Genomic DNA, 12,383 nt, shown 5'->3' on the forward strand with positions numbered 1-12,383 from the left:
GGACTCAAAGGGGTTGAAGGCGGAACCGACCCGCGATCGACCGATTTCTCTCAGCCACGGAGCCGTTAGGGGTGTCGTAGGTGCATTGTGGCTTGGGTCTACCAGTAGGATGGTGGCGTAACTAGCGGCGAACTTTCGGCGCGTTCCGTACAGCTCGCGCGTGGACCCGTACTTCACGACCAGAAATCTGAAACCCGGGCCCCACGTCTGCTGTCCGATCGCTGCGCCAAGGATCAGCAAGTAAGGAGAGCTACCGACCAGTGGCTGCCAAGGACTCCAACGCATCGAGCTCGACCAACGCGACGTCGGGCAAGCAGGACTACGGTGCCTCCTCCATCACCGTTCTGGAAGGCCTGGAGGCGGTTCGCAAACGCCCGGGCATGTACATCGGCTCCACCGGCGAGCGCGGCCTGCATCACCTGATCTGGGAAGTCGTCGACAACTCTGTCGACGAGGCGATGGCCGGCTATGCGAGCAAGGTCGAGGTGACCCTGCTCGCCGACGGTGGTGTCGAAGTGGTCGACGACGGCCGCGGTATCCCGACCGATATGCATGCGCAAGGGGTGCCCACCATCGAGGTGGTCATGACCCAGCTGCACGCCGGTGGCAAGTTCGACGGCGAATCCTATGCGGTGTCCGGCGGTCTGCACGGTGTCGGCATCTCGGTGGTGAACGCGCTGTCCACCCGACTCGAGGCCGACGTGAACTACGGCGGTTATCACTGGACACAGGAATACAAGGACGCGAAACCCGGCAAGCTCATCCAGGGCGAACCGACCAAACGCACCGGTACCACCATCCGGTTCTTCCCGGACCCGGACATTTTCGAAACCACCACCTTCAGTTTCGAAACGGTCGCGCGTCGCTTGCAGGAGATGGCGTTCCTGAACAAGGGGCTCACCATCACCCTCACCGATCAGCGAGTGCATCAGGGCGATGTCACCGATGAGGTGGTCAGCGAAACCGCAGAGGCGCCCAAGCACCTCGACGAGGGTGCCCCGGCCGCCGAGCCGAAGGTGAAGGCCCGGACCTACTACTACCCGGGTGGCCTCGAGGACTTCGTCAAGCACATCAACCGCACCAAGCAGGCGATCCACAACTCGCTGGTCTCCTTCACCGGTAAGGGCACCGGTCACGAGGTCGAGGTGGCAATGCAATGGAACTCGGGTTATTCCGAGTCCGTCCACACCTTCGCCAACACCATCAACACCCATGAGGGCGGTACCCACGAGGAGGGCTTCCGCGCGGCGCTCACCACGGTGGTGAACAAGTACGCGAAGGATAAGAAGCTGCTCAAGGAGAAGGAGGGCAACCTCACCGGTGACGACATCCGGGAGGGGCTGGCCGCCATCGTGAGCGTGAAGATCGCCGACCCGCAGTTCGAGGGCCAGACCAAGACCAAGCTCGGCAATACCGAGGTGAAGTCGTTCGTCCAGCGGACCTGCAACGAGCACATCTCGCACTGGTTCGAGGCCAATCCCGCCGATGCGAAGACAATTGTGCAGAAGGCGGTTTCGTCCGCGCAGGCCCGCGTGGCGGCGCGCAAGGCCAGGGAGTTGGTTCGGCGCAAGTCCGCCACGGATATCGGCGGCCTGCCCGGCAAGCTGGCCGACTGCCGGTCCAAGGATCCGAGCAAGTCCGAGATCTACATCGTGGAGGGCGACTCCGCCGGTGGCTCGGCAAAATCCGGCCGCGACTCGATGTACCAGGCGATCCTGCCGTTGCGCGGCAAGATCATCAATGTCGAGAAGGCCCGCATCGACCGCGTCCTCAAGAACAACGAGGTGCAGTCGATCATCACCGCCTTCGGCACCGGCATCCACGATGAATTCGATATCGCCAAGCTGCGGTATCACAAGATCGTGCTGATGGCCGACGCCGATGTGGACGGCCAGCACATCTCGACCCTGCTGCTCACGCTGCTGTTCCGCTTCATGCGGCCGCTGGTGGAGCACGGGCATGTGTACCTCGCGCAGCCGCCGCTCTACAAGCTCAAGTGGCAACGGTCCGATCCGGAGTTCGCCTACTCCGATCGCGAGCGCGACGGCCTGCTCGAGGCAGGTCTCGCCGCGGGCAAGAAGATCAACAAGGACGACGGTGTCCAGCGCTACAAGGGTCTCGGCGAAATGAACGCCAAGGAGCTGTGGGAGACCACCATGGATCCCTCGGTGCGGGTGCTGCGTCAGGTCACCCTCGACGATGCCGCCGCGGCCGACGAGCTGTTCTCGATCCTGATGGGTGAGGACGTCGAGGCACGCCGCAGCTTTATCACCCGCAATGCCAAGGACGTTCGCTTCCTCGACGTGTAACCGGCGTGACGCGTAATTCCACGTCCGGTGCCAAAGGAGACTTTTAGATGACTGAAACCACCCTGCCATCCAGCGGCGGAGCGGGTGACCGGATCGAGCCGGTCGATATCCAGAACGAAATGCAGAGCAGCTACATCGATTACGCGATGAGCGTGATCGTCGGCCGCGCGCTGCCCGACGTCCGCGACGGCCTCAAGCCGGTGCATCGCCGCGTGCTCTACGCGATGTACGACAACGGCTACCGGCCCGACCGCGGCTATGTGAAGTCCGCCCGTCCGGTCGCCGAGACCATGGGCAACTACCACCCGCACGGTGACGCCTCGATCTACGACACCCTGGTCCGCATGGCCCAGCCGTGGTCGCTGCGCTATCCGCTGGTCGACGGCCAGGGCAACTTCGGCTCCCGCGGCAATGACGGCGCGGCCGCCATGCGGTACACCGAATGCCGCCTGACCCCGTTGGCCATGGAGCTGCTGCGGGAAATCGACCATGAGACGGTCGATTTCACGCCGAACTACGACGGTCGCTCACAGGAGCCGACGGTTCTCCCCAGCCGGGTGCCCAACCTGTTGATGAACGGCAGCAACGGCATCGCGGTCGGTATGGCGACCAATATCCCGCCGCACAACCTCAATGAGTTGGCCGAGGCGATCTACTGGGCGCTGGCGAACTACGACGCCGATGAAGAGGCGACCCTGGCCGCCTGTATGGAACGAGTCAAGGGTCCGGACTTTCCGACCCACGGCCTCATCGTCGGTAGCCAGGGCATCCAGGATGCCTACACCACCGGTCGCGGTTCGATCCGGATGCGCGGTGTTGTCGAGATCGAGGAGGACAACCGCGGCCGCACTACGATCGTCATCACCGAGCTGCCGTACCAGGTCAACACCGACAACTTCATCAACTCCATTGCGGAGCAGGTGAAGGACGGCAAGATCGCGGGCATCTCCGATATCCACGACGAGTCCTCGGATCGCGCGGGTATGCGGATCGTGGTCACCATCAAGCGCGACGCGGTCGCCAAGGTGGTGCTGAACAACCTCTACAAGCACACCCAGCTGCAGACCAGCTTCGGTGCCAATATGCTCTCGATCGTCGACGGCGTGCCGCGCACGCTGCGCCTGGATCAGATGATCCGGCTCTACGTCGAGCACCAGTTGGAAGTCATCGTCCGGCGTACCAGGTACTTGCTGCGCAAGGCCGAGGAACGGGCCCACATCCTGCGCGGTCTGGTCAAAGCACTGGACGCGCTGGACGAGGTCATCGCGCTGATCCGGCGTTCGGCCAATACCGACACTGCGCGCACCGGCCTGATGCAGTTGCTGGATATCGACGAGATCCAGGCCACCGCCATCCTCGATATGCAGCTGCGCAGGCTGTCGGCCCTGGAGCGGCAGAAGATCGTCGACGAGTTGGCCAAGATCGAGGCCGAAATCGCCGACCTCAAGGACATTCTCGAAAAGCCGGAGCGGCAGCGCGCGATCGTGCGTGACGAACTGGCCGAGATCGTCGAGAAGTACGGCGACGAGCGGCGCACCAAGATCGTGGCCAATGACGGCGATATGGCCGATGAGGATCTCATCGCCCGCGAGGATGTGGTCGTCACCGTCACCGAGACCGGTTACGCCAAGCGCACCAAGACCGACCTGTACCGCAGCCAGAAGCGCGGCGGTAAGGGTGTGCAGGGTGCGGGCCTCAAGCAGGACGACATCGTCAAGCACTTCTTCATCAGCTCCACGCACGACTGGCTGCTGTTCTTCACCAATAAGGGCCGGGTGTACCGAGCCAAGGCCTACGAACTGCCCGAGGCCAGCCGGACTGCGCGCGGTCAGCACGTCGCTAATCTGCTGGCGTTCCAGCCGGATGAGAAGATCGCCCAGATCATCCAGATCAAGGGTTACGAAGATGCGCCCTACCTGGTGCTCGCCACCAAGAACGGCCTGGTCAAGAAGTCGAAGCTGTCGGATTTCGATTCCAACCGCAGTGGCGGCATCGTCGCGGTGAACCTGCGCGACGACGACGAATTGGTCGGCGCCGTACTGTGCTCGGCCGATGACGATCTGCTGCTGGTCTCGGCGCGCGGCCAGTCGATCCGCTTCTCCGCCACCGATGAGGCGCTGCGTCCGATGGGCCGCGCCACCTCCGGTGTGCAGGGCATGCGGTTCAATGCCGACGATGAACTGTTGTCGCTCAATGTGGTTCGCGCCGATACCTATCTGCTCGTCGCGACCTCCGGCGGTTATGCCAAGCGGACCGCGATCGAGGAGTACACCCCGCAGGGCCGGGGCGGTAAAGGCGTATTGACTATTCAATACGACATCAAGCGTGGCACCCTGGTAGGTGCCCTCATCGTCGACGACGAGGATGAGTTGTATGCGATCACGTCCGGTGGTGGCGTTATCCGGACGGCGGCCAAGCAGGTTCGTAAGGCTGGACGACAGACCAAGGGCGTGCGATTGATGAACCTTGCCGATGGCGATACGTTGCTTGCTATCGCGCGCAATGCCGACGAACCCGATCCTGATTCGATCGTCGGCGGAGACGGCGACACCGGTTCCTCTGAGCAGTAACCCCACAGCGGCGGCAACGAACGGATCTAAGGATTCCCATTGACCACGAATCAGCCGAACGACGAGCGGCACCAGACGAACGGTGTAACCGAACGGATCGCACCGTCACCGATTCCGCCGCGGCCGATCCCACGGCCGGTCGCATCGGCCGAGAACGGCCAGCCGAGTGGCCCGCAGGGAGGTGCCCAGCCGCACGAAATGCACAGCCAGCCAGGCGAAGTCGCGTTCAACGCGCCGGAGTCCAACTCGGGTGCCGCCGAGCGCCCGGCTCGGCCGGGTAACTCCGGCGAGTCGGCCGCTCCGGAGGCGGGCGACCGCTCGGCATCGAACGGCGGCGGTCAGTCGCCCTTCCAGGAGGGCTGGTCGCAACTGCCGCAGCGGGAGCCGCAGTCGAACCTGTACCGCCCTGGGCAGTCGCCGGTGACCGGTCGCCCGAATTCCCCGGGTGGTGGACTCGGTGGTGGGCTCAGCGGTGGCGGCCTCGGTAGCGCCGGTCTCGGTAGCGCCGGTCTCGGTGGCGGCAATGCCCGCACCACCGCGGATCTCGCGGCCAAGGCGGCGCGCAAGGAAGCGGCGATGGTGAAGTCCGTCGGCATCGACGGACCGACCCGTAGCATCGCGCGCCCGGAACTGATCAAGGACATGCCGGACCTGTCCGAGATACGGCACCCGCTGCCGGTCGAGACCCCGGGCCCGAAGGCCGCCGCACCGGTCTCACCCGCGGTTCCGGTCACCGTCGCGGCGGCCGTCGCCACGGGTGAGCCATTGCGGGCCACCGTGCAGATTCGCCGGATCGACCCATGGTCGACCCTGAAGATCTCGCTGGTGATCAGCGTGGCCATGTTCTTTGTGTGGATGCTCGCGGTCGGTCTGCTCTACATCGTGCTCGAGGGCATGGGTGTGTGGGAGCGGCTCAACAGCACCTTCACCGATATGGTCTCCTCCGACAGCGGCTCAGTCGGTTTGGTCGACGCCGGTTCGGTATTCGGCTATGCGGGTGTCATCGGGCTGATCAATGTGGTGCTTTTCACCGCATTGTCGACCGTTGGTGTCTTCATCTACAACCAGTGCTGTGACCTCGTCGGCGGTATCCAGGTAACCCTGGCCGACCCCGACTAGAACGGCGTCGACGCGGCAGGTCCCCGTCCTCTCGTAGGGCGGTGACCGGCCGTTTTGGTTAACGGCGGGCGGGTAAGGTAATCTCGTGCCTCGGTTCGGTTAGCAGCTCCGGCAGGTATCCGAACGAGAATTAGGGGCCTATAGCTCAGGCGGTTAGAGCGCTTCGCTGATAACGAAGAGGTCGGAGGTTCAAGTCCTCCTAGGCCCACTCCCGGACATCACAAGTAGGGTGGGATTCATGAAAATTCTTCTCACGGTCGGTCTCGTAGTCGCGGTTCTCATCGGGATCACCAAGCTGCGCAAGCGCGACGATGCGGACCTGTGGCACGAAGTCACTACCCGCTGAACTGTCTTCGGACAGTAGGGAATTCGGGGCCTTAGCTCAATTGGCAGAGCACTGCCTTTGCAAGGCAGGGGTTAGGGGTTCGATTCCCCTAGGCTCCACCACGAAGACACAGGCGGGGCAAGATCGATGATCTTGCCCCGCCTGTGTCACATCCGGTTCACAAATCGAATCTGAGAGGATTCGCCGCCTGACTGAATAGGTCGCGTGCCCGGCGGGTGATGTTTTCTAGACCAACTCAACCTCGTCGAATCCGACGGTCAGGCTGTGGCGCCGCTCTCGCAGCACGCCTCCTTCGCGGTGGACAATGCCCTCGCCGAAGTCGATGCGCAGCTCGGCGCGACGGGCGTTGACTTCCCGCACGACCCCGCAGATTCCGCTGAACGGTCCCTCCGGGAAGTAGACGACATCACCCGGTCCGTATTCGGTAAACCCCACGCCGCCACAGTAATCCAAGTCAACGATCTTCGGCCGCAGGTAGCGCTGAGGTCACCTCCCGCTCATCTGCCGCCTGGCGCGCGGTTCGGAGGTCGACGTGCCTCAGCCAAAGATCAACTAGCTGTTGTTGGACAGGACATTGTTGACGGTCGCCGATAGGCAGGGGCGCAGCCACCAATGGCGTCGGGTCAGTGGTCCTGCACTGAAGGCGTGGGGCGGGGACATCTCGCGGCACCATAGAGAGACGGCCTGTTACTCTTGCGCCATGCGTTGGCAGCAGCGATTTAGCGACCCCCGGCCGGATGGCGGCCGCGGGGTCCTCGACGTGCGCCAATAGCTCACCGGGTCTCCGCAGGCACGGCCGGGGGAAGTTCTCATCCTTCGCCGGCCCGAAACCTTCTTGGAGACCCTGCCATGGCTCATGCCGACTACCTCACCCCCGAACAGCTCTGTCGTGCACTCAATTTGCGCGATCTGACCGATCCGGCTCAAGGCGACCACGCAATCCAGGCACTTCTCGACGCGGTCGTCACCGCATTGCGAACCGCATGGGGCAGCACAGTTCGATACGTGCGCAACTCGCCCATCGTGCCGGTGCGCGAGAACTACGACCGCCTCGGCTACGACCTCGGCGACGTCACCCGTGCCCGTCGCTACACCCGCTACATCAGTCCGACGGTGATGCTGCGCAGCCACATGAGCGCGGAGCTCCCCACTGCCATCGGGGACTACGCGAACCGCGCCGACATCGACGAGCTGATCGTCGCGCCGGGCTTGGTTTACCGGCGGGACGCGGTCGATCGCAACCATGTCGGCGAACCTCACCAGGTGGACCTCTGGCGCCTTCGCAGCATCCGTGACACCGGGGACGGCGACATTCTCGAGATGATCGGCCTGCTGGTCGACGCCATCCTTCCGGGTGCGGACTGGATGGTCACTGACGTCGAGCATCCGTACACCGTCAGAGGGCGTCAGATTGACGTGCGCCACAACGGCCAGTGGCTGGAGCTCGCTGAGTGCGGGCGCATCCATCCCGATGTCCTGCACGGCTCGGGCCTGGATCCGGACCGCTGGTCGGGTCTGGCGCTCGGCCTGGGGTTGGAGCGTGCGCTGATGCTGCGAAAGTCGATCCCTGATATCCGCTACCTGCGAGCCAAGGATCCTCGGATCGCTGAGCAGATGTTGACGTTGGAGCCCTGGCAGCACGTCTCTCCTCTGCCGTCGGCCAGACGCGACATCTCCGTGGTCGTCGCCGACGACGAGGACGATGAGACGCTGGGCGACCGAATCCGCACCGAGCTGGGGGCCGACGCGGACGTTGTCGAATCGGTCGAGCTGCTGAGCCGCACTCCCCACGAGTCTCTACCTGATACCGCACGGTCACGCCTCGGCACCCGCCCCGGCCAGGTCAACCTGCTGCTGCGGATCGTCCTCCGGCCGATCGACCGCACCCTCACCTCGCGCGAGGCCAACGCAATCCGCAACACGATCTACCGCGCCGTGCACGAAGGACCAGTGATGGAGCTGATCTGAGCGAGAGGGGCGACGAAAGAAACGCCATGAATCCACACGTTCATCGCAATGCACAACGTCCTGGCCTCGTACAACTGACCGTCGCCTTGTCCGGATGCCGAACCGGGCCCCTCCTGGTCGGGTAGACATCGGCACTATGGGGTGCGCCAGAGGGCGGCAGGCACTAGACCACAGAGAACTGTGGCTCGTCGAGGCTGTGGGCTCCGCCCCAGGTGGTTGTCCCGTCGGCGGCGTTGTCCTTTGTGGTGGTGGAGAGTCGGACGAGGAGGGTGGTGAGGTCGCGGATCGCCAGGTCGGCTCGTTGGCCGGTACGTCACGTGACATTGCCGGGATGCGGCAATAGTGCGGTGGCATGCTTCCATGCGGGCCAGGGCGCCGCCTGTCCGGCGCCGCGCCCGGCCACGGGCTCCTCATACCTCGTTCGTCTGTCCGCACGGTGAGGCTGGTCCCTCGGTTGTGGTCGCGTGGATGTTTGGTGGATCGGCACTTGGTGGGCACAGCGGGCTACCGGGCGCTAGACCATTGAGAACTGTGGTTTATAGAGGTTGCCAGGCTTCGTCCAGGGGGTGTGCCCCGTCGGCGGCGCTGTTCTTTGTGGTGGTGGAGAGGCGGACGGGGAGGGTGGTGAGGCCGCGGATCAGCAGGCTATTTCGCCAGGTCAGCTCGTGTGCCGGTGTGTCGAGTGACATTGCTGGGATACGGGCCAGTAGGCGCGTGAGTGCGATGGTTGCCTCCATGCGGGCCAGGGCGGCGCCGATGCAGTAGTGGATGCCATGGCCGAAGGCGATGTTGCGGTTGTCGCCGTGGTTGGGGTCGAAGCGGTCGGGTTCGGTGAATCGCTTCGGGTCGCGGTTGGCTGCTGCGATCGAAATAATGATGAATTCGCCCGCATCGATGTCTTGATCTCCCAAGGTGATCGGGGCGGTGGTGTAGCGGGCCGTGCCGAAGTGGACCGGGCCCTGGTAGCGCAGGGTCTCTTCGATGAAGCCGGGAATTTTGCTCGGGTCCGCACGCAGGTGGTCGGCCGCTCGCGGGTCGATCAGCAGCTCGTGCAACGCGTTGCCGATCAGGTTGACCGAGGTCTCATGGCCGGCGGTCAACAGCAGGAACAGCATGGATATGAGTTCTTGCTGGTCGAGCCGGTCATTGTCGTCCTTCGCGACAATGAGCTCCGAAAGCAGGTCGTCGAGGGGGTTTTGGCTGCGCTCGGCGATCAACTCCGTCAGGTAGGTGAAGAATCTCACACCGGTGCTGGTGCGCTCCTCGATGTCGGCCGAGTCATCGACAAGGACTGCCGTCCAGGCGCGGAATTCGTCCTTGTCCGCGTCCGGCACCCCGAGCAATTCGCAGATCACCGAGATCGGGACCGGGAATGCATAGCTGTCCAGCAGGTCGGCGGACTCGCGGGTGGTCAGGTCATCCAGCAGCGCGTCGGCGATCTGCTCGATTCGAGGTCCGAGATCCCGGATGGCGCGGCTCGCGAACGCCTTTGCGACCAGGCTGCGCAGGCGGGTGTGCTGCGGCGGGTCGGCGAAGAGCATGTTGTCGTTGATGGCGCCGTTGTACCGGCCCTCTGCGCCGTGTTCGGCCATGACAGCCTGTCCCTGCGGCGAGCCGATCTTCTTGCTGATGGTCGGCTCGACGAAGGCCTGCTTCGCCACCTCGTGATCGACGATCATCCAGCCGAGCACCCCCTCCAAGCGGACACGATGGATCGGGCCGCGCTTACGCAAGGTCGCGTAGACCTCGTGCGGGTGTTGGTGGAACTCGTCGGTCAGCTCGAGGATCTCGTCCGCGGCCTTCATGAGCGACTACCGACCGTTGACGCACCGTGCGATGCTGAACAAGAATCCAAATAGCTCATTGTTCGTACATCCTTTCCAGGTGGGAACGGTTGCGCCCTTCGCATTCCTTGGATGTAATGTGCATCAACAGCTTCGAATGGTGTGATGCGCGGTGGCGGGTCGCTGCTCGGATAGTGCGGGTGTCCGCCAAGTGGGCGGACGGCCAACGCATGGAGCTCTGCGCGTAATCGACTAAGCCTGCATCGAACAAGGTCGAGCGAGGTGCGAACCCAGAGAATGCCATCTTTGCACAGGTTCGCCGTCGGCGGGCGGAAATCCGGACCGATTCCCGGCCTGATTCACAGGGTGACCGAGGCTCGCTTCAACTGGGTGAGCATCGTTTCATCGGGCCAGAAGCGGGCCTCGAAGCGGATGGGGGACATGGCGGGAATCAGTGTGAGGCCGGTTATTTCGAGGGCTGCGGTGAGCGGGACCGTGCAAAAGGGAACGGCATTGTTGTCGGCGTCGGTGCTGGCGAAGCTGATGTAGTCGGCGGCCGGGAGCAGGTAGTCGACGCTTTGGCCCCAGACGGTGTAGGTGAAGGGGTGGGTATCGGTGCCTGCCAGCTTTATCTCGCCGACGATGGCCATCTCCAGGTCGTAGCGGGTGAATTCGAGGTCGCGTTGGAGCGCCCGGTTGAGCCAGTGGGCCTGGACGGCGTATTCCCACATTGCCAGGCGGTATCCCGCGCGGACGGCGGTTCGATGCTGTTCGTGTCGGCCCGCGCGGTCGAAGGAGACGACGGTGTCGTCCGCGTCGAGGGTGTAGCACTGGGGCGAGAGGCGATGGCGTGCGTCCACATACTGTTGCTCGACCTGGCGGTAGATGCGGGCGAGCAGGTGTGGGATATCGGGGACCACGATCAAGGTGTCGATATCGGGAATGAAGACAACAAGGCGGCCGGCGTAGCGCCGGCTGAAGCTCGCCAGCCAACCCGGGGCGAGCGGCCAGGAGGTGAGGTAGGCGCTGCCATCGCGATCGGTGCGGGTGAGGATGGCGTTGCCGCGTGGATCATGGGGCTGCACAAGGGATTCCAGATTTTCGCGGGCGGCCGCGAAGACCTCGTCGGCCGAGACCGACCAGAGTGCCAGGGTCGAGTAGTTGATGACCGATCGCGCATCCGGCAGGTCGATCGCGACCAATTCGTCGACGAACGGGAAGGCGGGGCGGCTGAGGAACCGGGTGTCGATCTCGGCGGCCTCGGGCCAGCGGTGCAGCAGATCGTCTCTCGCTGCCTGCTTATAGGTCGTCGGACACAGAATCGGCCGCAATAGCGGCCGGACTTCGGCCCAGGTGCCGTGTTGTGCAAGTGCCGAAAGGTGATCCGGCGGTGGATCATCGAAACTCCCCACCGCACAACCGCATCCGTCGCCTCGACGGTGCGCACAAGGGTCAGCTCGTCGCGGGCGGTCCGTGGCGGTCCAGGTGCAGGTAGGTGTAGAAGGTAGTGATCAGGCACACCACGGTGGCGGCGATGAGCATGGCCCAGCCCGCGACGATCTGGCTCAGCAATCCGCCGAGCAGCGCTCCCGTGCAGAAAGCGGCATAGAGCAGGAAGTAGCCGAGCCAGTCGGCGTAATCGCCACCGCTGATATGGCGTTCGATGCCCTGGGCCATTTTGACCAACGTGCCGGTGACGTAGCTGAGCGGAACAGAGACCTCGCCGTCCTTGACGAATGAGGTGTTGAGGGCGCCGACGCCGAAGGTGACGAACAGGATGGGGATGAGGTCGATATTGGTGACATTCGTTGCCCAGTAGCCGATGCCGTCCACCAGGGATGCGATGGCGAGGCTGAGCGTAGTGAGCAGGGTCGGGCCGTGCGGATGGCCGGACCAGTAGCGCCTGCGGCACCAAGACGCCACCACTACGCCAGCGAGGAACGAGAGCAGCAGCAGCGCCGCGGCGATGGCGAGATGGGGTTCGCCGTGGAAGTAGCCGAGCACGCCGCGTTCGGTATTGCCGGTCATGAACGTCACGAAATAGCCCTCAGTATGCATGAAGGCCGCGGCTCCGATGAGACCGGCCAGTGCGGCGAGTACCCACGACAACCGTGCCTCGGCGTTGTACAGCGCCTTTCGGCGCGCGAGATCCGGTTTCATCACTGGTCAGGCTCCTAATACGGGGATGGCGAGTCAGTGATACTTGGCGATCCTGAGATTCTGCTGCTGCATCGCCGACGTTGCGGATAACGATTGCTCGGTAGTTGCTGTTTTGCTGGGTGCTGGC

General features: G+C 63.8%; 9 protein-coding genes and 2 tRNA genes. 7 read left to right on the plus strand and 4 right to left on the minus strand.

From position 1 onward, the window contains the following. The first annotated feature begins 260 nt into the window (after positions 1-260). The 6 genes from gyrB to AB0L63_RS09295 all read left to right on the plus strand — a co-directional run bounded on the left by gyrB (position 261) and on the right by AB0L63_RS09295 (position 6,445). Positions 261-2,309, plus strand: a complete 2,049-nt coding sequence (gyrB, locus tag AB0L63_RS09270) for a DNA topoisomerase (ATP-hydrolyzing) subunit B (protein ID WP_364497023.1) — start codon at positions 261-263, stop codon at positions 2,307-2,309. A gap of 47 nt (positions 2,310-2,356) precedes the next feature. Then, on the plus strand, positions 2,357-4,879 hold the full coding sequence (gyrA, locus tag AB0L63_RS09275) for a DNA gyrase subunit A (protein WP_364497025.1): 2,523 nt from the start codon (positions 2,357-2,359) through the stop codon (positions 4,877-4,879). Positions 4,880-4,918: 39 nt separating this feature from the next. Beyond that, positions 4,919-5,998 (plus strand): DUF3566 domain-containing protein, encoded by a 1,080-nt coding sequence (locus AB0L63_RS09280; RefSeq protein WP_364497028.1) that lies wholly within the window; start codon positions 4,919-4,921, stop codon positions 5,996-5,998. A 134-nt stretch (positions 5,999-6,132) separates the two neighbouring features. After that, positions 6,133-6,206: transfer RNA gene (locus tag AB0L63_RS09285), tRNA-Ile, on the plus strand. Positions 6,207-6,236: 30 nt separating this feature from the next. Next, positions 6,237-6,344 (plus strand): DLW-39 family protein, encoded by a 108-nt coding sequence (locus AB0L63_RS09290; protein ID WP_364497031.1) that lies wholly within the window; start codon positions 6,237-6,239, stop codon positions 6,342-6,344. Positions 6,345-6,369: 25 nt separating this feature from the next. After that, positions 6,370-6,445: transfer RNA gene (locus AB0L63_RS09295), tRNA-Ala, on the plus strand. A gap of 124 nt (positions 6,446-6,569) precedes the next feature. Here AB0L63_RS09295 and AB0L63_RS09300 read toward each other — a convergent pair. Next, on the minus strand, positions 6,570-6,779 hold the full coding sequence (locus tag AB0L63_RS09300) for a hypothetical protein (RefSeq protein ID WP_364497034.1): 210 nt from the start codon (positions 6,777-6,779) through the stop codon (positions 6,570-6,572). A 414-nt stretch (positions 6,780-7,193) separates the two neighbouring features. Here AB0L63_RS09300 and AB0L63_RS09305 point away from each other — a divergent pair, with 414 nt between their 5' ends. Then, positions 7,194-8,312 carry a hypothetical protein gene (locus tag AB0L63_RS09305; protein ID WP_364497037.1) on the plus strand — a complete coding sequence of 373 codons (1,119 nt, stop codon included), beginning with the start codon at positions 7,194-7,196 and terminating at the stop codon, positions 8,310-8,312. A 536-nt stretch (positions 8,313-8,848) separates the two neighbouring features. On the opposite strand, the gene AB0L63_RS09310 is transcribed toward AB0L63_RS09305, so the two are convergent. From AB0L63_RS09310 to AB0L63_RS09320, 3 genes are all read right to left on the minus strand, one after another. Continuing rightward, positions 8,849-10,117 (minus strand): cytochrome P450, encoded by a 1,269-nt coding sequence (locus tag AB0L63_RS09310; protein WP_364497040.1) that lies wholly within the window; start codon positions 10,115-10,117, stop codon positions 8,849-8,851. 338 nt (positions 10,118-10,455) lie between these two features. Then, on the minus strand, positions 10,456-11,508 hold the full coding sequence (locus tag AB0L63_RS09315) for a hypothetical protein (RefSeq protein WP_364497043.1): 1,053 nt from the start codon (positions 11,506-11,508) through the stop codon (positions 10,456-10,458). A 40-nt stretch (positions 11,509-11,548) separates the two neighbouring features. Then, entirely contained in the window at positions 11,549-12,256 is a 708-nt protein-coding gene (locus AB0L63_RS09320; protein ID WP_364498129.1) for a YoaK family protein, read from the minus strand. Positions 12,257-12,383 lie beyond the last annotated feature (127 nt).

It is taken from the genome of Nocardia sp. NPDC051990 (assembly GCF_040680755.1).
In the GTDB taxonomy this organism is placed as follows: Bacteria; Actinomycetota; Actinomycetes; order Mycobacteriales; family Mycobacteriaceae; genus Nocardia.

Bases quoted from the DNA above. Each gene is read 5' to 3' on its own strand.
- AB0L63_RS09320 (WP_364498129.1), bottom strand. From the start codon at position 12,256: ATGAAACCGGATCTCGCGCGCCGAAAGGCGCTGTACAACGCCGAGGCA.
- AB0L63_RS09310 (WP_364497040.1), bottom strand. From the start codon at position 10,117: ATGAAGGCCGCGGACGAGATCCTCGAGCTGACCGACGAGTTCCACCAA.
- AB0L63_RS09305 (WP_364497037.1), top strand. From the start codon at position 7,194: ATGGCTCATGCCGACTACCTCACCCCCGAACAGCTCTGTCGTGCACTC.
- gyrA (WP_364497025.1), top strand. From the start codon at position 2,357: ATGACTGAAACCACCCTGCCATCCAGCGGCGGAGCGGGTGACCGGATC.
- AB0L63_RS09290 (WP_364497031.1), top strand. From the start codon at position 6,237: ATGAAAATTCTTCTCACGGTCGGTCTCGTAGTCGCGGTTCTCATCGGG.